Source organism: Sorangium sp. So ce367 (genome assembly GCF_051520455.1).
In the GTDB taxonomy this organism is placed as follows: domain Bacteria; phylum Myxococcota_A; class Polyangia; order Polyangiales; family Polyangiaceae; genus Sorangium; species Sorangium cellulosum_B.
This window is the reverse complement of record NZ_CP150334.1, coordinates 678,605-697,485: the sequence shown is the minus strand read 5'-3', so window position 1 is coordinate 697,485 and position 18,881 is coordinate 678,605. Positions and strand designations below refer to the sequence as shown.

Annotated in this window: 14 protein-coding genes; 8 read left to right on the top strand and 6 right to left on the bottom strand. The window is 75.0% G+C overall.

Annotated features, from left to right (window positions below):
* The first annotated feature begins 32 nt into the window (after nucleotides 1–32).
* From WME97_RS02650 to WME97_RS02615, 8 genes are all read left to right on the top strand, one after another.
* The gene (locus tag WME97_RS02650; protein ID WP_437549255.1) at nucleotides 33–2,444 is read left to right on the top strand and encodes a hypothetical protein; all 2,412 of its coding nucleotides are present in this window, start codon (nucleotides 33–35) and stop codon (nucleotides 2,442–2,444) included.
* Nucleotide 2,445: 1 nt separating this feature from the next.
* The gene (locus WME97_RS02645; RefSeq protein ID WP_437549253.1) at nucleotides 2,446–4,848 is read left to right on the top strand and encodes a hypothetical protein; all 2,403 of its coding nucleotides are present in this window, start codon (nucleotides 2,446–2,448) and stop codon (nucleotides 4,846–4,848) included.
* A 134-nt stretch (nucleotides 4,849–4,982) separates the two neighbouring features.
* Entirely contained in the window at nucleotides 4,983–5,327 is a 345-nt protein-coding gene (locus WME97_RS02640) for an HU family DNA-binding protein (RefSeq protein ID WP_437297590.1), read from the top strand.
* A gap of 159 nt (nucleotides 5,328–5,486) precedes the next feature.
* Nucleotides 5,487–6,716 carry a tyrosine--tRNA ligase gene (tyrS, locus tag WME97_RS02635; protein ID WP_437549251.1) on the top strand — a complete coding sequence of 410 codons (1,230 nt, stop codon included), beginning with the start codon at nucleotides 5,487–5,489 and terminating at the stop codon, nucleotides 6,714–6,716.
* Complete coding sequence (locus tag WME97_RS02630) at nucleotides 6,709–7,755, top strand: hypothetical protein (RefSeq protein WP_437549249.1); 1,047 nt, start codon at nucleotides 6,709–6,711, stop codon at nucleotides 7,753–7,755. Before tyrS ends, WME97_RS02630 begins: the two co-directional genes overlap by 8 nt.
* Before the next feature lie 42 nt (nucleotides 7,756–7,797).
* Nucleotides 7,798–9,909, top strand: a complete 2,112-nt coding sequence (locus tag WME97_RS02625; RefSeq protein WP_437549247.1) for an alpha/beta hydrolase — start codon at nucleotides 7,798–7,800, stop codon at nucleotides 9,907–9,909.
* 58 nt (nucleotides 9,910–9,967) lie between these two features.
* Nucleotides 9,968–11,305 carry a metallophosphoesterase gene (locus WME97_RS02620; protein ID WP_437549245.1) on the top strand — a complete coding sequence of 446 codons (1,338 nt, stop codon included), beginning with the start codon at nucleotides 9,968–9,970 and terminating at the stop codon, nucleotides 11,303–11,305.
* Nucleotides 11,306–11,391: 86 nt separating this feature from the next.
* Entirely contained in the window at nucleotides 11,392–11,997 is a 606-nt protein-coding gene (locus WME97_RS02615; protein ID WP_437549243.1) for a Uma2 family endonuclease, read from the top strand.
* Between the two features lie 44 nt (nucleotides 11,998–12,041).
* On the opposite strand, the gene WME97_RS02610 is transcribed toward WME97_RS02615, so the two are convergent.
* The 6 genes from WME97_RS02610 to WME97_RS02585 form a co-directional block, all read right to left on the bottom strand.
* Nucleotides 12,042–12,653 (bottom strand): DUF2914 domain-containing protein, encoded by a 612-nt coding sequence (locus WME97_RS02610; RefSeq protein WP_437549241.1) that lies wholly within the window; start codon nucleotides 12,651–12,653, stop codon nucleotides 12,042–12,044.
* 240 nt (nucleotides 12,654–12,893) lie between these two features.
* Nucleotides 12,894–14,228 carry a multicopper oxidase family protein gene (locus tag WME97_RS02605; protein ID WP_437549239.1) on the bottom strand — a complete coding sequence of 445 codons (1,335 nt, stop codon included), beginning with the start codon at nucleotides 14,226–14,228 and terminating at the stop codon, nucleotides 12,894–12,896.
* Between the two features lies 1 nt (nucleotide 14,229).
* Nucleotides 14,230–15,705, bottom strand: coding sequence for a TolC family protein (locus WME97_RS02600; protein WP_437549237.1), 1,476 nt, complete (start codon nucleotides 15,703–15,705; stop codon nucleotides 14,230–14,232).
* On the bottom strand, nucleotides 15,695–16,045 hold the full coding sequence (locus WME97_RS02595) for a hypothetical protein (RefSeq protein ID WP_437549235.1): 351 nt from the start codon (nucleotides 16,043–16,045) through the stop codon (nucleotides 15,695–15,697). Before WME97_RS02595 ends, WME97_RS02600 begins: the two co-directional genes overlap by 11 nt.
* Nucleotides 16,046–16,252: 207 nt before the next feature.
* Nucleotides 16,253–17,818, bottom strand: coding sequence for a L,D-transpeptidase (locus tag WME97_RS02590; protein WP_437549234.1), 1,566 nt, complete (start codon nucleotides 17,816–17,818; stop codon nucleotides 16,253–16,255).
* A 133-nt stretch (nucleotides 17,819–17,951) separates the two neighbouring features.
* Nucleotides 17,952–18,881, bottom strand: coding sequence for a hypothetical protein (locus tag WME97_RS02585; protein ID WP_437549232.1), 930 nt, complete (start codon nucleotides 18,879–18,881; stop codon nucleotides 17,952–17,954).

The window sequence follows — 18,881 nt, the reverse complement described above, 5'->3', positions numbered from 1 at the left end:
CAGGCTGCGTGAAAGTCGTGTAAAAGAGCCGCGTGTCACCGTCCAGCGCCGACCCTGGTCCCTCCTCGCCGCCCGGAAGCGCAGCGCCCCGGCCGAGCAGCGCCTCCCCCGACGGAACGGACGGAACCGAGACCCCGGCCTCCCGGGGCGCCGGCCCGGCGGCGCCCCCCGGCTGGCTCGATCGCCTGATCGCGGCCTGGCCGCGCGTCGATCCGGTCCTGTTCGCCGCCTACGCCGGCGCATGCGTCCTCTACACCGCCGTCGCGTTCTACAGCGCGATGCACCAGCAGACGGGCGGCATGTGGTCGGCGCCGCTCGACGACGTCTTCATCCACTTCGATTACGCACGCGCCACCGCGCGCGGGTACCCGTTCGAGTGGTCCGAGGGCAACGGCTTCTCGAGCGGGAACACGAGCCTGAGCTACCCGTTCGTCCTCGCGCTCGGCTATCTCGTCGGCTTCCGCGGCGTCCTGCTGATGCAGTGGGCGGCGATCATCGCGTGCACCTCGACGCTCGGCTTCCTGCTCGTCGGCGCGCGGCTCCTCGAGCCCATCGGGCGCTGGGCGAAGTACCTCCTGCCGCCCGTGGCGCTCTCCATCGGCGCGCTCGACTGGTCGCTGTTCAGCGGGATGGAGAACGCCTTCCACCTCGGCGTCTGGGCGCTCGCCACCCTCGCCGCGCTCTCGGTCGCCCGCGCGGCCGACGCGCCGCGCGAGCTGGGGGCACGGGCGATAGCAAGCGCGCGCGCCGAGGCGCCGCCGAAGCGCCTCGCCCACCTCGGCTGGGCCGCCGGCCTCGCCGGCGCGCTCCTTTACGCCACCCGGCCGGAGTCGGTCGTCTGCGTGGCGGCGCTGAGCGTGTACGCGGCCATCGCCGTGAGGCGGGCCCACGGCGCGCGCGCGGCGATCGCGACCCTGCTCCGGACGTCGGTGCCCGGCGCGCTCGCGTGCCTCGCCCAGGCGGTCGCCAACCGCGTGTTCACCGGCGAGTGGGCGGCGAGCGGCGCCATCGCCAAGCTGGCGCTGAACAACCCGTACATGACGTCCTCCGAGAAGTGGGACACCTACGAGTTCCTCGCGACGTACGTCGTCGCCCGCAACACCAACCACCACTTCTCGGACGCCCTCCCCTGGGGCTGGCTCGTGCCCGCCCTCGCGCTCATCCCCCTCGCCTCGCGCAGGACCCGCGGGGTCGCGGCGCTGCTCTGGGTCCAGGTCGTCGGGTGGCTCGCGCTCGTGGCCCTGAACGGTCAGGTCCGCTGGCAGAACGAGCGCTACACCATGCCCGCGGTCGCCTGGCTGCTGGTGCTCGCGGCGATGGGGCTCGCGCTGCTCGTCGCGCGCGCCGCATGGGCCAGCGGCGGCGAGCGCCGCCAGGAGCGGCCAGAGAGCGCCCCGGCCGGGCTCAGAGCGCGGCTCGGGGCCCTCGGCGGCCTCGCGGCCGCGGCCCGCGGCGGCGCCCTTTCGCGCGGCCTCTGGTGCGCGCGCGTCGCGCTCGCCCTCGCCGTGGCCGCGCTCTTCTGGGCGCACCAGCTGCCCAGGATGCGCGACCAGATCTGGTTCTTCGGCCGCGCCAGCCGCAACATCCGCGATCAGCACCTCGTCGCCGGCAAGCTCCTCGCCCAGCTCGACGTGCGCCGCGTCCTCGTCGGCGACGCGGGCGCTCTCCTCTACGCGTCGGACCGGCCCGGCCTCGACATCATCGGGCTCGGCGGCTACCACGATCTGCCGTTCGCGCGCGCGGGCGTCCACGGCCTGGGCGCCTCGCTGGAGCTCATCGAGCGCATCCCGGCCGACGACCGCCCCGACACGCTGGCCATCTACCCGGGCTGGTGGGGCGACCTCCCGGCCATCTTCGGCAGCCGGATCGCCGCGATCCCCGTCGTCGGCAACGTGATCTGCGGCGGCGCGGAGAAGGTCATCTACCAGGCCGACTGGAGCCCGCTCGCGCACGGCGAGGCGCCCGCGTCGATGCGCGAGGACGAGCGGGTCGTCGACGAGCTCGACGTCGCCGATCTCGTGAGCGAGCGGGAGCACGGCTACGCCTTCCCGCGGCCCCAGGCCGGCTTCGTCGGCTTCAGCGTCCTCCCGGATCCGCGCGGATCAGGGCACGATCGCTTCGACGCGGGGCGCGTCATCCCGGGCGGCAGGAGCGAGGCGGCCCGCCTTCACGCCCCCCGCGAGGGCCAGGGCAGGCTCGTGGTCCGCACCGCCGCGCCCCGCGCCGCCACGATCCGCGCGACGGCGGATGGCCGGGAGATCGGCCACCTCGCGCTCAAGAGGGGCGACGGCTGGACCGAGGCCTCGCTCGACCTCCCCGAGGGCCTGCCCGAGACGTTCACGCTCACGCTCACGCCGGTCGACGGGGAGTGGGTCGATCACCACGTCTGGATCCTCGATCGCCCCGCGCGCGGCGCCGGCGCGCGCCCGCTCGCCGGACAGTGACGTGCGCGCCGGCCTGCCCCGCGACCCCGCGCAATGGATCGCGCTCGCGCTCGCCCTCGCCGCGCTGCTCGCCGGCGCCTGGCTCCTCCGCCGCTCGCCCGCCATCGCGCGGGCCGGCCCCACGCCTCCAGGCCCCGGCGCCGCGCACTCGGGCCCCGACCCCGCGCCCCGCTCCGGCGCGGCCCTGGGCGCCGCGATCGCCGCGGCGCTCTCGATCGTCGCGGCGCTGCTCTCGGCCGCGTACGTCGCGGTCTACCTGCGGGGCGGCCCCCGCATCATCGACGCGACCAGCTACTGGCTCGAGGCGCGCGCGATGGCGGCCGGTTACCTCGCGTGGCCGCTCGATGAGCCCGCGGCCTCCGTGCTCGGCCGCTTCCTCGTCCGCAGCGACACGATGGCCGGGCCCTCTGGCGCGAACCGCGCGGCCGAGGTCGCGGTCCTCTTCCCCCCGGGCTACCCCGCCCTGCTCGCGCTGGGCTTCCTCGCGGGCGCGCCGCTCGCGGTCGGCCCAGCGCTCGCCGCGGCGCTCGCGATCGCCACCTACGACCTGGCCGCGCGGTTCGCGCCGGAGGGCCCCGCCCCGTCCGGGAGCGCCGCGCCGATCCGCTTCGTTCCGCTCGTCGCCGCGCTCTTCTCGGCGCTCTGCGCCGCGCTCCGCTACCACACGGCCGACACGATGTCGCACGGGCTCGCGGCCCTCTGCTTCACGGTCGCGCTCGCGTCGGCGCGGCGCGCGCTCGACGAGGCCCGCGCCGCCGCATCGACGGGCGCCGCGACGGGGCCCCTCGGTCCGGCGGTCCGCGCCGCCGCGCTCGCCGGGCTCGCCGCCGGCTGGCTCGCGGCGACGCGCCCGCCGAGCGCGCTCGCCCTCGCTGCGACGCTGCCCTTCGTGATCCTGCCGGCGATCGCGCCGGGGAGCGCGGCGGCCGGCCCGCGCGAGGGCGATCCGCCGCCGCGCCCCTCGCCGCGGCTCGCGCGGCTCGCTGCGGCGATGGCGATCGGCGCCCTCCCCGGCCTCGCGCTGCTCGCGGCCCACCAGCGCGCCGCGACGGGCGCCTTCGCCTCGTCGCAGGCCGCGTACTACGCGGTCTCGGACGGCCCACCCGGCTGCTTCCGCTACGGCTTCGGCGCCGGCGTCGGCTGCCTCGGCGAGCACGGCGACTTCGTCCGTCACAACCTCGCGGAAGGATACGGCTTTCTGGCGGCTGCCGGCACGACGCTGCGCCGCCTGAAGCTCCACCTCGTGGACGCGCTCAACGCCGAGCCGCTCGCGCTGCTCGTGCTCGCCGGCGCCTTGATCGCCTGGCGGCGGCCGCGCTCGCGCGCCCTCGCGATCGCCCCGCTCCTCCAGGTCGCCGCTTACGCCCCCTTCTATTTCGACGGCAACTACCCGGGAGGCGGCGCGCGCTTCTTCGCCGACGTGCTGCCGGTGGAGCACGTCCTCGCCGCCATGGCCGCCCTCGCGCTCGCCGAGCGCGCTGCGACGGCGGCGCACGCGGAGCGCGGCCCCGCGCGCCGGCGTGGCGCGCTCCTCCCCGCAGCGCTCCTCCCGGCGGCGCTCCTCCCGGCGGCGCTCTTCGCGGCGGCGCTCCCGCTCGCCGGCTTCGCCTTCCGCGCGGGCTTCGACCACGCCGCGCTTCGCGATCGCGAGGGCGGCCTGCCCATGTTCGACCCCGGAGCCGTCGCGCGCGCGGGCGTCTCGCGCGGCCTCGTGTTCGTCGATACCGATCACGGCTTCAACCTCGGCTTCGATCCCGCGCCGGAGGACGTCGCGGTGCTGCGCTACCGGGGCGACGCGATCGACCGCATGGCGTGGGAGGCCCGCGGTCGCCCCCCTGCGTACCGCTACCGCTTCGCGATCCCGGACGGAGGCGGCCTCGCCTCGGTCTCGATCACGCCGCTCGTCTTCGACGCCGAGCCGCCCGGCGAGGCCCGCATCGAGGGCGAGTCGCTGTGGCCGCCCCGCGACCAGCGCGGCGCCTTCGCGCTGCCCGAGCACGCCGGCGGCACGTGCGCGTCAGGCGGGCGCCTGCTCGCGGTGCACGCGGCGGGGCGCGGTGAGGCCGTCGTCCGGGTCGGCCTGCCCGCCCCTTGGCTCCGCGGCGCCCGGATCAGCCCGCGCGTGGCGCTCTCGGGCGACGGCGCCGGCGAGGTGCGCCTCGTCGTCGACGGCGCCCTGCTCCACGTCTGGCGGGTCGAGCCCGCCGCGCCGAGCCCCCCGGGCGCTCCGCTCGCCTGCCCCGAGCTCCCGGCGTATCCGATCCCCGAGGGTGCCGTCGGAATCGAGCTCTCCCTCGCCCGCGAGGACGCGGCGGTTACGGGGGAGACCGGGCCGGGAGAAACCGGAGCCCTCTTCGCGCTCGACGCGCTCTCCGTTGTGGGCGGGAATTCGGTTGACCGCTAGTCCCGTAACATGCGAGCTTTTCATAGGATTCTGTTGTCGTGCGGCTCCTGGAGCGGCGCATCCCCTGGAGCTCTGCGGTGGAAAGCGGCAAGTCGAGCGCCGGCGGCGGTCCGCTCGGGTGGGGGAGGTCGACCATGACGAAAAGCGAGCTCATCGACGCGATCGCGGGACGGGGGGAGCTCACCAAGGCTCGAGCGGAGCTCGTGGTGAACTGCGTCTTCGACGCCATGACGCAGGCGCTCCAGCGCAACGAAGGCATCGAGATCCGCGGGTTCGGCAGCTTCACGGTCAGGCCGTACAAGCCCTACAGCGGCAGGAACCCGCGCACGGGCCAGCCGGTGCCCGTGCCCGCCAAGCGCCTTCCGTTCTTCAAGGTCGGCAAGGAGCTCAAGGAGCTGGTCAACGCGAGCCGCGCGTACGCGATCTCCGGTGACGACGACGACGAGGACGAGGACGACGAGGAGACCGACGACGAATGAGGCGGCGCGCGGCGCGTCCGTGACGTGACGCGCCCCACGGCGTGACGGCGTGCCGACGTCGCTCGCGGCGCCCTCTTCGCTCCTGCGCCCTCTCCGCGCGCGCCGGGGCGCGTCGCCCCCCTGGCGGGCGGTTCCGCTGCGCGGTAGAAGCGGGCCCCCATGGTCCCCGCCGAACGTCAGCTCCAGATCCTCTGCAAGGGTGTCGTCGACCTCCACGTCCGAGCCGAGCTCGAGGAGCGGATCCGCGAGGGCAAGCCGCTGCGCGTGAAGGCCGGCTTCGACCCGACCCGACCCGATCTCCACCTCGGCCACACGGTGGTGATGCAGAAGATGCGGGAGTTCCAGGAGCTCGGGCACCACGTGGTCTTCGTGGTCGGCGACTTCACGGCGATGGTCGGCGACCCGACCGGCAAGAACGAGCTGCGCCCGCGGCTCTCGCGCGAGGAGGTCGTCGCCGCGGCGGAGACCTACCAGGCGCAGGCGTTCAAGGTCCTCGACAAGAACAGGACCGAGGTCCGCTACAACTCCGAGTGGCTGAACAAGCTCGATCCGACGCAGATGATCGAGCTCTGCGCGAAGTACACCGTCGCCCGCATGCTGGAGCGCGACGACTTCAAGAAGCGCTACGAGGAGGCGCGGCCCATCTACGTGCACGAGTTCATGTACCCGCTCCTCCAGGCCTACGACTCGGTCGAGCTCGAGGCCGACATCGAGCTCGGCGGCACCGATCAGCTCTTCAACCTGCTCGTGGCGCGCGACCTGATGCCACGCTACGGCAAGCGCGCTCAGATGGTGATGACGATGCCGCTGCTCGAGGGCACGAACGCCCGCGTCGAGGACGGGAAGGTCGTCGGCGCCAAGATGTCGAAGAGCGCGGACAACTACGTCGGCATCACCGAGCCGCCGTTCGACATGCTGCAGAAGCTGATGCTCGTCGATGACGGCGTGATCTGGCGGTACATGGAGCTCCTTTCGTCGCGCCCGCCCGAGGAGATCGCCGCCCTGCGGGGGGCGGTCCTCCGCGGCGAGCAGGGCGTCATCGCGGTGAAGGAGCTCTTCGCGCAGGAGATCGTCACCCGCTTCCACTCGGCGGAGGACGCGCGCGCGGCCCTCGAGCGGCGCCGCAGCGTCGCGGCCGGCGGCCTGCCGGAGAACATCGAGGAGCTCCAGGTGGCGAGCGACCGCGACACGATCCCGATCGGCAACGCGCTGGCGCTGGCGGGGCTCGCCGAGTCGACCTCCGCGGCGCGGCGCCTCGTGAAGGGCGGCGCGGTGCACCTCGAGGGCGAGGTGGTCAAGGACGAGCAGCTCAAGCTCGAGCGTGGGAAGCGCTACCTGGTCCGCGTCGGCTCGAAGAACCGCCGCTTCGCCTACCTCGTCGTTGGCTGACGCGCCCGGGCGAGCGCCTCGCCGGCGCGCCGTGCTCGGCGGCTTCCTGGGCTGCGCCCTCGGCCTCGCGCTGCCCTCGTGCGGCGGCGCGCCGCGGCCGCCCGCCCGGCCGAGCCCGCCGCTGCCGCCGCTCGCCACGGCGGACCTGACGCGCCTCCTGCCGCAGGCGGGGCTCAGGTGGCTGCTCCTCGTCCGGCCCCGCGAGGTCGCGGCGGTGCCGTGGCTCATCCCGTCGATCGCGCTCGTGGCGCCCGAGGAGAACCTGGCCCGGCACGCCCGCGCGACCGGCGTCGATCTGCGGCAGGTGCGCGAGGCGGCGATCGCGTCGTACGCGGGCGCGGGGCCGGCGGGCGGCGCCACGCTCTACGTGGCGCGCCACAGCGGCGATCCGCGCGCCATCGAGCGCCTCTTCCGGCGTCGGCTCACGGGCAAGGAGCGGCGCGCGCTCGATCGCCCGGACGTCGTGCGCGTGACGGGCGACATCGGCACGAAGCCACACGCGCTGGTGCTGCTCGGCGAGGACGTGGCCTGCGTACAGGACGGCGGCAGCCCGCTGCGCGGGCCGGCGCGCGTCGCGTCGCTGTACGCGCTCGGGCGCCTCAAGCGCTCGCCGGCGGCGCTCTCGGGCGGCCCGCTGCGCGCGCTCGAGGCCCGCCTCGGCCCGGCGCCCGTGCGCGCGTTCGCGCCGGGGCCGTTCGACGGGGAGCTCGCCCGCGGCGCGCGGGGGCTGCTCGCGGCGGCGACCGCCGTGGGGGCGGCCGCGAGGCCGAGCGCCCGCGAGGGGATCGCGCTCGCGATCGCGGTGGCAGGCGACTTCTCGACGAGCGGGGAGGCCGCCTCGGAGGAGCTGCTCGCGGCCTGGAGCGAGCTGGCGGGCGGCTCGTTCGGCCACCTGCTCGGGCTGGACGCGCCGGTCGAGCCGCCGCTCGCCACCCACGCGCCGGACGCGGTGGCCGTCGCGGTCGAGCTGAACCCGCGGGCGCTCGCCCGGGGGCTCGCGGCGGCGACCGGCGAACGGCTCGCCGAGATGCTGCGGTAGGCGCCGCGGCGCCTCACCGGTAAATTGGGTGCCGTCAGCGCCATGCCCACCACGACCAGCGGCTTCTTCCTGCAATGCGCCTCCCGCGGCACGCTCGAGCTCGTCTTGCCCGCCGCCGACACGCCGTTCGGCGTCGAGCACCACCGCCGCGAGGAGGCCTCCGGGCCGTGGCGTCACGTGGCGACGTTCGCCGGCGGCCTCGGCCCGGTCGACGCGGTGTCGCTCATCCAGAGCAACTTCGGCGATCCAGGCCACCTCGAGGCGGTGGCGCGCATCGGGGATCGGCTGGCCGCGTTCTGGTGCGCGCCCTCGAGCGAGCCGTCGTGGAGCGAGCCGCGCTTCTTCGCGGAGGGCGCGACCGGCGATCCCGCCCTGATCCAGGGCGGCTTCGGGGGCAAAGGCAACTTCGAGCTCGTGGTGCCCCACGCGAGCGGCGGGATCGCGCACTACCACCGCGACAACGACACCGCGGAGCTCGGCTGGCGCGGCCCCGTGATCTTCGGCGAGGGGCTCGGTCGATTCGAGGCGGTCGCGATGATCCAGCGCGTGGGCGGCGCGCCGCACGGACCGCACGCGCCCGGCGACCTCGAGGTCGTCGCGCGCGTCGGCGATCGCCTGGTGATGTTCTGGCGCTCTCCCGGGTCCGGGGCCGCGTGGCACGGCCCGGAGGAGGTGGTCTCCGGGGTCCGCGGGGCACCGGCGCTCGTCCGGAGCACGATCGGCGGACCTGGGACGCTCGAGCTGTTCTCGCCGCTCGCGCGCGTGGGGCTCGCGCGGTGGTGCCGCGACGACGGCGCCCGCGGGGCGCGCTTCCGCGGTCCGACGGTGTTCGCCACCGATCTGGGCCGGTGTGACGCGGTATCGGTGATCGAGAGCTGGCCGCTCGGGCGAATCGAGCTCGCCGTGCGCGCCGAAGGGCGGATCGTCCACGCGGCGCGCGACGGCGCGGTCTGGTCGCAGCGCGCGATCGTCGGCAATGCGTCCCCTTCCCCGGCAGATGTCCCCTCTCCGGCGACGCTCCCTCCGCCTGCCACCACGACGAATCGCCCGCCTGCAGCGACGACCTCTCGCCCCCCCGCCGCCACGACGAATCGCCCACCTGCAGCGACGCCGTCTCGCCCGCCTGCAGCGACGACCTCTCGCCCGCCCCCCTCCACGAGCTCGCCTCCGCCTGCGCCGCTCCCCACCGGCGCTTCGCCGCGGCTGCGCGCCGGGCCGCACCGGGCGGGGTTCCGGCGCATCGGCGCGCTCTCGCTGTCGGCGGACGCCTGCTACCCCGACACGTGGCCGTTCCAGGGCGCGATTTACCGATGCCCCGCGCGGAGCGCCGCGCTGCTCTACTACCCCGCGTCCGCGGACGGCGAGGAGGCGCCGCTCTCGTCGGGAGGCCCGTTCCCGGTCATCGCGATCGCCCACGAGCGGCGCCTCGCCACGAGCGCGGCCACCGCCGGGTCGCCCGCGGGTCTTGCCCAGGACTACCGCCAGCTCGCCGGCGTGATGGCGCACCTCGCGCGCTGGGGCTTCGTCGTCGTCGCGCCCGATCTCTCGTGGCTCACGCCCGACGACGCGCCGCTGCGCCGCGCCGCGGTGCTCCGGGACGCGCTCACGCACCTCCGCGCCGGCTCCCGGGGCCCGCTCCTTGCCGACTTCGCTCGAGTGGGCTTGCTGGGCCACGGGCTCGGCGCGCAGGCGGCGCTCGCGCTCGCGCTCGACGCCGCTTGCCCGTTCGACGTCCGCGCCCTCGCGCTCCTGGCGCCGGCGGGCGCCCCCGAGCGCGCGCTGTCCATCGACGCGCTCGCGCCTCGGCCGGCGCTCGTCGTCCGCGGCACCGCGGACCCCATCGCCGCCGCGGTCCCGGCGGCGCTCTACGACCGCGCGCGCGCCCCGAAGCACCTCGTGACCCTGCCCGGCGCGAACCACTTCGGCTACACGACGTCGCTCGGCCTCGCCGAGCCGCTCGACGGCCGCGCCGGGCTCTCGCGGCGCGAGCAGCAGGCGATCGCGATGGGCTACCTCGCCGCGTTCTTCAATGGCTACCTCCGGGACGCGCGCGGCGATCTCGACGCGCTCTCGGGCAAGGCGTCGCTCGAGGGGCTCGAAGCACGTGAGATCCCGGTCAGCGCCGAGGTGCCTGACGGAGCGGCTGGCTCCTAGGCGCAGCCGGCGGGGCCGCGGCCGGACGCGCTATCGACGCGATGCTACTTTCCGTGGCGTGTACCAGCTCGGCGGCCTCGTCGTCACGCTCGTCAACGGCCTCCTCGGCCTGATCCTGTGGCGGCGGCTGCGCGCGGCGTTCCCTCGGCATGCAGCGCTGATCAACGGCCTCTGCGCTGCGGGCCTGCTGCTGGCCGCGCTCCCGGCGCTGCTCATGGCCGCGGCGAGCTTCTCGGGGCTGCGCGCGCTCCAGCGCCACGCGCCGGAGCCTCTGGCGCTGATCGCCATGGGCGCGCAGGTGGGCCTGCTCCTCTACGGGTTGCTCCTCGGGCTCGCCACGCTCGCGTGCGCGGCCGTCCGGGCGCTCCGCCGGCTCCAGCCACCCCGGAACGCCCGGCCTGCGGCCGATACCCAGCCTGCGACGAGCGCGCAGGCCAGCGCCGGCGCTCAGGCCGATCCAGCCACTCAGGACATCCGCGGGCCTGCGGAGGTCGAGGCCCGGCCGGAGGCCATCGATGAGCGCCGCCGCCGCCTCGTCGTCGGCGCGACATGGGCGCTGCCCGCGGCGGCGGTCGCGGTGTCGATGGGCGGCGTGCTCGCGTCGCGACAGCGTCCGGCCGTCGTGAGGCTCGCGCTGCCGGTGCGCCGCGAGCTGACGAGCCTGCACGGCGTCACCATCGCGCAGCTCAGCGACGTGCACGTCGGCAGCTTCATGGATGCCGAGCGGCTCGACGAGCTCCGCGACGCCATGAACGCGATCCGCGCGGACATCCACGTCGTCACCGGCGATCTGCTCGATCACCACGTCTCGCAGCTCGAGCTGTCCGCGCGGCTGCTCCGGGGCCTGCGCCCCACCCGGGGGCAGCTCTTCTTCTGCATGGGCAACCACGAGTACATCGCCGCCCGGTCGGCCAGCGTCGGGACGATCGTGAAGGGCCTCGAGGAAGCGGGCGCCCAGGTGCTCGTCGACGAGGCGCGGGAGGTCCGCATTGGCGGCGATCGCCTGTGGATGGGCGCCATCGACTACCCGAGCCGCGCGCGCCCAGGAGAGCCCGCCCGGCGCCCGACGCGCGACGGGCTCGATCGAGCGCTCGGCCAGATGCGGGACGACGGCGCGCCGCGCGTCCTTCTCAGCCACCACCCGGGCACGTTCCGAACCGCGCGCGAGCTGCCGTTCGATCTGATGCTGTCCGGCCACACGCACGGCGGGCAGATCTCGCTCGGCCGGATCGGCGATTACGCGCTCACGCCGATGTTGCCCGCCGGGCTCTACCACAACGGGCATTACGAGCACGGCGGCCGGCGCCTCCACGTCAACGCCGGCGCCGGGGGCTGGCTGCCGGTCCGCATCAACTGCCCACCGGAGATCACGCTCGTCGAGCTCGTGCCCGCCTGACGCCGCAGGGAGGGTCTCGCCTCCTGCGCTTCTGCGGAGCTCTCGACCGGTGGACGCGCTCCGTCTCCCGGGTGAAACTCCGGGACATGGCACAAGCCGCGGTCCGCACCGGCCTTTCGCCGCAGGAGTACCTGGACTTCGAGCGTTCGTCGCCGCTTCGCCACGAATACGCGGACGGTGAGCTCTTCGCCACGGCGGGCGGCACGCTGGAGCACAGCGCGATCGCCGCGAACATCCTCGGTGAGCTGCGGAACGCGCTCCGCGGTCGGGGGTGCCGGGTGCTCACCTCCGACATGCGCATCAAGATCGCCGCCACGCGCCGCTACGTGTACCCCGACGGCGCCGTCGTTTGCGCGCGTCCCGAGTTCGAAGACGAGCAGCGCGACACGCTCCTGAACCCACGCGTCATCGTCGAGGTGCTCTCCGACTCCAGCGAGGCCTATGATCGCGGGGACAAGTTCGCCCAGTACAGGACGCTACCGTCGCTCGCGGAGTACGTGCTCGCGTCGCAGAAGGCGCCGCGAATCGAGGTGTTCACGCGGCAGCCAGACGGCAGCTGGCTGCTCCGGATCCACGACCCCGGCGAGCACGCAGAGCTGTCGTCCCTCGGCGGCGCGCTCGACGTCGACCGGGTGTACCTGGACGTCTTCGAACGGGATGCGATGGGAGAAGCGCCGAAGGACGCGCCCTGACGCGCTGACGACGACCGGCGTCTCCCGGGGCCAGCCGCCCTCGGCTACAGGGTCACCTCGAACGGCGCGCGCGCGAGCTCTTCGCCCGTCTCCGACCGCACGACCGCCGTCCATTCCCCCGCCTTCCGCGCCCCGCGCGTGAACGCCCACGTCCGCCACCGCGGCGACGGCCCGACCCCGAGCGTCACGTTCCCGACCGGCTCCCCGCCGCCCGGCGGGACGAACGCCACCGTCACCTCGCCCTCCACGTCGCTCCGGTTCTCGACCTCCAGGTACGCATAGAGCCGCGGTGTCTCCGGCGCGTGGAACGTCGTCCCCGGCGCCACCGGCTCGCGGTCCTTCACCCCCTCCGCGATCACCAGCCGCTTCACCTTCAGCTCCGCCGCACCCCTCCCCTTCTCCTTGGCCTCACGGCTCCCCTTGCTCCCCTTGTCCGCCACGACGTTCGCGTCCGGCGCGGGCGCGGTCACCGTCGCGGCCGGCAGGCCTGCGGGCGCCGCCGCCGTGGCGGCTGCAGGCTCGGGGCACTGCGTCGCCGCGGGGCTCGCGGCAGCGGCCTGCGCCGGAGGCCGCGCGTCGTGACGCTCGCCGCAGCCGGCGAGCGAGACCGTGCAAAGCGCCAGAAACGTCATCCGTCGAGCCATCTTCATTGCCATCGAAGCACTCCTCCGCGATCCGGGGCGTCCCGGCCTCGCCACCGGATATGGCAAGGCGTGGACCGCTTCTGGCTCATTGAAATCACTGAAGATTTTGGCTGACCTGTGGTCGCTCGGCCGCGCCTCGTGTGTCCATCGAGACGGCCGACCCGCGCCGCCGCGATCGACCCGAGCCCCCGACCTCCTCGAGTCGGCGCGCGGACGAGATGCCGACCGCGCGCTCTCGCTCACGTCGAGAGATCACCCGCCCGGCTTCGCTCCAGAAGCGGGGTCAATCCCGTCCGCCCGCATCCGCTCGGCGCTCGCCGGCCCGGCCACGGTGCCGGCCGGGTGCACATACCACCCGGCCGGATCCGCCTTGTCCGGGTCGTCACGGACCTTGAGGACGGTGAACATTCCCCCCATGTCGATGTACGAGAACGGCCCGGCCCCGCCGCGCATCGGCAGGCTGTTCGCGGGGATCGGCATGGGCATCTCGCCCATGCCACCCATCCCCGTGGTCCCCATCGTCATGTAGCCGGGCATCACGCGGCTCATCCGCCGATCGAGCGCGCGGGTGTCGGCGCCGACCATGTTCGGCAGGCCATGGCCCATCTGCATCATCGTGTGATGGGTCATGTGGCAGTGCATCGCCCAGTCGCCCGGCTCCTCGGGGACGAACTCGATGACCCGCGTGCTGCCGACCGGGACCAGGACCGTCGTCTCCGGGTACTGGGCCGACTCGGGGACAAACCCGCCGTCCGTCGCCGTGACCTGGAACGACAGGCCGTGCAGGTGGATCGGGTGGTGATCCATCGGGCCGAGGTTCCCGAGGCGCACGCGCACGCGCTCGCCGCGGCCGACGACGAGCGGCGCCGTCGCGGGGAACGCCTTGCCGTTGAACGTGAGGACATTGAAATCGCTCATCGCGTTCGGGTCGGGCCGGCGCGCCCCCGCGTTGATCTTCCACTCGTGCGTCATCAGCACGAAATCCCGGTCCACGCGCGGCCCCCTCGGCCTCCTCGGGTGCACGACGAACATCCCCACCGCGCCCAGCGCGATCTGGGTCATCTCGTCGAAATGCGAGTGGTACATGTACGTCCCCGGATACCGCACGACGAACTCGTAAACATACGTCTCGCCGGGCTCGATCGGGCGCTGGGTGAGCCCGGCGACTCCATCCATGCCGTTCGGCAGCACGAGGCCGTGCCAGTGGACCGTGGTGGCCTCCGGCAGGGAGTTCGTCACGTAGATGCGCAGGCGATCGCCCTCGACCGCCTCGATGGTCGGGCCGGGCGTGCTCCCGTTGTAGCCCCACACCTCGCTCTTCAGGCCGGGGGCGATCTCGTGATCGAGGGGGCCGGCGACGAGGTGGCCGACCTTCACGCCGTCCACCACGCGCAGCGGGAGCGTGCTGCCGTTCGGCGTCACCACGGCGGGCTGCCCCCCGGGCGCCGCGGTCCGGCGAGGCGGGGGCGCAGCGGGGCCCCCGGCGGGCGGCGCGCCAGGGCGCTGCTGCGCATGGGCGAGCCCTTGCGTGAGGATGGCGGCGCCGGCGGCCAGACCGCCCGCGTGGATGAAAGCACGTCGGTCCATGTCAATGCCCTCCTTCGCCGGTGGCCGAGGCCCTCGGCATCGCGGCGGGAGCTCCGGCCCCCGCGGCCTCGACGCGGCGCCCTGCCAGGAGCGCGTCGAACGCAGCCTTCGCCGTCCAGTGCTCGCGCAGCGCCTCGACCGCCGCGAGCTCGGCGTCGAGCTGCTCCCGGCGCGCCGAGAGCAGCTGGAAGACCCCGACCTGCATCGCGTTGTACTGGAGCAACGTCTGCTCCAGCACCCGCTTGCGCGCCGGGAGGATCACGCGCGCGTAGTGCCGCGCGCGCGCGTGCGCGAACGAGAGCCTGCTCTGCGCCTCGCGGACCGCCGAGCGGACGTCGACGGCGCGCCCGTGGTAGCGCTCGAGCAGGCCGTCGAACTCGGCCGCCTGCGCCGCCTCGGCCCCCTGACGCCGATCGAAGAGCGGGAGCGAGAGGCGGACCCCGGCGCCGAGGACCCACGGGTGCTCGTGCGCCTCGCCGCTCGCGCCGAGCTCCCGCTCGCCGTGCACGCCGATCGCCACGTCCGGCACCCAGCCCTCGGCGCGCAAGGCCCCGGCGCGCCCCGCCGCCGCCTCGATCCGGCTGCGCAGCTCCGCGAGCTCGAGGCTCGCCCGCAAGGCCAGCGACTCCGCGCGCGGCGGCGTCGCGAGCGCCTCGGGCGCCGCGGGGACCGCGCCGGCGATCGTCCAGGAGGTCGCCGCGCCGGAGAGGCCGAGCAGCCGGGTGAGCCGCTCGCGCTGCGAGAGGAGCTCCAGCTCCATCTGCGCGGCCGTGACGCGCGCCTCCTCGTAACCCGCCTCCTGCGTCGCCACGTCGAGCTCCGGGACGTTGCCCGCCTCGAAGAGCGCGCGGGCGGCGTCGCGGGCCGCGGCGAACGCGTCGAGCGCGCGGTTCGCGATGCCGAGGCGCTGCTCCGCCGCCTGCGCGGCGTAGAACGCGGCGCGCACCTGGTAGCCGAGATCGACGACCGCGCCCGCGGCGCGGTAGCGCGCGGCCTCGTGCTCCGAGCGCGCCGCCCTCGCGTGGAGCGGCGAGAGGAGCGCCGACGTGAGGTCGATCTCGACCTCGAGCTCGAGGTGCGCGTGCTCGACCCCCTCCTGCTGCGGCGTGACCCCGATCCCGATCTCCGGGTTCGGCAGCTTGCCCGCCTGCTCGAGGTTGCCCCGCGCGACGCCGACCTCCTTCAGCACGGCGCGCAGCTCGCGGTTGTTGAGCAGCGCGATCCGCACCGCGGCGTCCGCGGTGAGCGGCTGCCGCGGCGCCTGGCCGAGGGCGCGCGCGCCGTCGGCCGGCGCCGGATCGACCTCCTCCGACGCCGCGCTCGGCGGGAGCTCGAGGCGGGAGAGCTCGCGGATCCGCGCCATGTCGGCGGTCGACGACGGGGCGGCGCAGCCGGCCGCGGAGAGGAGCGCGAGGGCCGCCGCGAGCGGCAGGAGGCGCGAGGCGAGCGCGCGGGCTCGCCGACGTTCAGTGCGCATGGACGGGCTCCTCGGGCGTGGCAGCCGCCGGGCCGCCCTCCGGCGGCCTCGCCGGTGCCGGGCCGTGATGATGGTGGTGGTGGTGGTGCTGGTGAGGGTCGGCGCCGGCGCCCGCGGCCCCCGCCGGCTCGAGCCCGACCCAGCCCGCGGCGGGCTCGCCGGGCAGCGGAGGCTCCTCCGAGAGGGCGACGCCGATCCGCGGCGAGGGAGCTTCCGCGGCCTGCGGCGAGGCAGCAGAGGACGCGGGGAAGCTCGCGGGAAGGCTGCGCGGCGCGCAGCCGGCGAGCGCAGCGACGAGCATCAGCAAGGCGTTCAGGCCGACGAGGTGAGGTGATTTCATGGAAGCCGCTCCAGCGTGGCGAGTGCGATCACGTACGGGGCCCGAGGGCGACCGCGCCCCGCGGCGGCTTCATGCCGCATTTGAGCTCGAGGGCTCCAGAGCTCAGCGCAGGAAGTTGGATCGCCAACAGCATCGTCCCGGGTTGCATGCATGGCCGACGTGCGCGGCCCGGCGGTATTACACGTCGCCGCCCCGGACCGCGCGCGGTCAGGCGTGGATGTACACGAGCGTCCCGCCCTTGTCGTTGAACGCGGCGTGCCAGCCCTCGGGGACGGGGGGATCGGTCCACGCGAACAGCCACGCCGCGTCGGCGGGCGCGAGGTTCACGCAGCCGCTGCTCCGCACCTTGCTGAACGCGTCGTGCCAGTAGACGCCGTGCAGCGCATAGCTGTTGTGGAAGTACTGGACATAGGGCACGTCCCGCAGGTCGACGGACGACTCGCTGAGCTCGTCGCCGTCCATCGTCGCCGTGACGTGCTTCTCGCGGATGAAGAACGTGCCCTGCACGGTGGCGCTGGTGGTCGCGGGATCGCCGAGCTCGCCCCTGCCCGTCGAGACGAGGGTCGCGAAGACCGGGCGCTCGCCCTCGTAGGCGACCAGCGTCTGGAGCTCGATGGAGATGTCGATCCACTTCCTTCCGCGCGCCGCGTGCCCCCAGAAGTCGCGGCCCAGCCGCGCGACCCGCAGCGCGGACGCGGGGATCCACACGCCCGCGTCGGTCTCCGCGTAGGCGCCGCCAGCGGCCGTCTTGCCGGTGAGCACCCAGCCGGAGCGGTACGCCGCCCAGCCGTCCGGCTTGAGCTCGCCCGAGGCGTCCGGCTTCAGCGTGCGCACCCCGTGGTGCATGACGAACGCGGGGGTCCCCTCGCTCTTCACCTCCACGCCGCGCATCGCGGTGGGGGCGACGGCCGAGGTGCGATCGATCGGGATGAGGTCGAGCTCGGTCGTCAGGCCGAAGCGCCGCCCTGTCCACTCAAACGTGGAGATCAAGCCGAAGGCCGAGTCGGCCCGCGCGCGCCCGCGGTGCGCGGGGAAGCGGACCTTCTCGGCAGCGCCTACCGGCTTGGGCAGGTCGCGGCGGCTCGCGAAGAAGGGCGTGAGCGGCTCCGGCTCGCCCAGGAGCGCCTCGTCGCGGCGGGACCACGCGGGGGTGCCCTGGGCGCGCGAGCGCCCCTCGACGCGCCGCTGCTCGGCCTCGCTGGGCAGGTGGACATAGAGGTGCGGCGGCGGCTTCCGCGACACGACGTAACGGTACGGATACGGCTCGCCACGGCGCGGGCCGGCCGGCGTCGCGGCGACGATGTCGTGGTCCAGGTCGAGCGAGGCGCCCTTGCCGACGCACACGAAGCCGCGGGGATGGATGGCGTACCACCCGCCGGCGCACCCCGCGTCGCCCGACGGCGCCGCGGCGCGCTCGACGAGCGCGCCGGCCCGGAGGTAACCGAGCTTGCGCGCGCCGCGCTCGGGCGCGGCGTACACGGACGTGCGCATGGCGATGCTCGCGAGCTTGTCGCCGCGCCCGGGCCGCAGCGCCTCCCTGGACGCCGCGGGCGCGGCCTCGGCATCCGCGCCGCCGTCCAGCGGCTCCACGACGCCCGCGGCGGCGAGCGCCGGCTCCGGGGCCGCCGGCTGCGCGGCGGCCGAGCGCCCCGGCGGCTCCTCGCCCGGGCCGCAGGCCGCCACGAGCGCCGACGCGGCGAGCGCCGACGCCCGCCGCAGCCGATCCAGGCCACCGCGGCGGCGCGCGCGCGCATCCGGGAAAGAGCAAGCCATGACGAGCAACGGGCCTCGTCTAGCTCAGAGGCCGCCCGCCGACCAGACCGCCCGCGCGGCGCGACGTCTCGACCCGGCCGGGCAGACGCGGCAGTTCATCGCGCGCGCTCCCCCTCGCGTCGCCGAGCGGCGATTACCAGCGCGGGTCGCCGTCGATCAGCCAATCCAGCGCTCTTCGGGTCTCTTCGGCCACAGGCCCGTCGTACCGGTGGCCCGCCTCCTTGCTGCGCGCCACGCGAGCGAGCACCCCCGCTTTCTCCAGGCGCGCCGCGGCCGCGGCGGCGGCGCCGCCGCACCCGGCCTGCGCGCAGACGAAGAGGACCCGCTGCCCGCCGCCGTCCGCGAACGCCTTGGCCGTCGCCGGGGTCCACTTGTCGTGTCCGCCCTCGACCAGCACGAGGCGCGGGAAGAGCGCCGCCCGGCGCGCGGCGATCGCAGAGCCCATGATCGCGCCCAGCGAGAAGCCTGTATAGAGCACCGCGCCGGGATCCACGTGCTCGGGAAAGCGCGCCCGCAGCGCCGCGAGCCCCGCGTCGATCTCCTGCTCCAGGCGGGCGTTGCTCTCGTATGTGAAGCGGACGTCGCTCGCCGACGGTGAATCGGGCCGCGCGACGCCCCTCGGACACAGGACGAAGACGCCGTCTCCCACGATGTCGCGCCACACCTGGCACTGCCACTCGGGCCGATCGTAGTTGCCGTGCGACGCGATGAGCACGGGACGCCGCGCGGTGGCGCCGTTCGGCACCGACACCACGGCGCTCGGAAACCCCTCGACAGGGAGCTCCACGAACGGCGCGTCCGCGCGGAGCGGCGCGGCCCTCGCCGCTGCGGCCGCCGCGTCCCCGGCGGCGGCCGCCGATGTCGCGCCGCCGTCCGCGGCCTCCGGCGTCACGCCGCCGTCCGCGACCCGCGCTGCCTGTTCCCGCACCGGGGCGGGCGCGACGCTGGGCGGCGCGGGCGCCGGACCGGCGGAGCGGCCTGAGCGGTCACAGCCGAGCGCCGCCGCCGCGAGGAGCGGCAGCGACACGAGCGAGAGGAAGAGGAACGTGACAGGGAACGCCAT

Bases quoted from the DNA above. Each gene is read 5' to 3' on its own strand.
- WME97_RS02640 (WP_437297590.1), top strand. From the start codon at position 4,983: ATGACGAAAAGCGAGCTCATCGACGCGATCGCGGGACGGGGGGAGCTC.
- tyrS (WP_437549251.1), top strand. From the start codon at position 5,487: ATGGTCCCCGCCGAACGTCAGCTCCAGATCCTCTGCAAGGGTGTCGTC.
- WME97_RS02625 (WP_437549247.1), top strand. From the start codon at position 7,798: ATGCCCACCACGACCAGCGGCTTCTTCCTGCAATGCGCCTCCCGCGGC.
- WME97_RS02615 (WP_437549243.1), top strand. From the start codon at position 11,392: ATGGCACAAGCCGCGGTCCGCACCGGCCTTTCGCCGCAGGAGTACCTG.
- WME97_RS02610 (WP_437549241.1), bottom strand. From the start codon at position 12,653: ATGGCAATGAAGATGGCTCGACGGATGACGTTTCTGGCGCTTTGCACG.
- WME97_RS02605 (WP_437549239.1), bottom strand. From the start codon at position 14,228: ATGGACCGACGTGCTTTCATCCACGCGGGCGGTCTGGCCGCCGGCGCC.
- WME97_RS02600 (WP_437549237.1), bottom strand. From the start codon at position 15,705: ATGCGCACTGAACGTCGGCGAGCCCGCGCGCTCGCCTCGCGCCTCCTG.
- WME97_RS02595 (WP_437549235.1), bottom strand. From the start codon at position 16,045: ATGAAATCACCTCACCTCGTCGGCCTGAACGCCTTGCTGATGCTCGTC.
- WME97_RS02590 (WP_437549234.1), bottom strand. From the start codon at position 17,818: ATGGCTTGCTCTTTCCCGGATGCGCGCGCGCGCCGCCGCGGTGGCCTG.
- WME97_RS02585 (WP_437549232.1), bottom strand. From the start codon at position 18,881: ATGGCGTTCCCTGTCACGTTCCTCTTCCTCTCGCTCGTGTCGCTGCCG.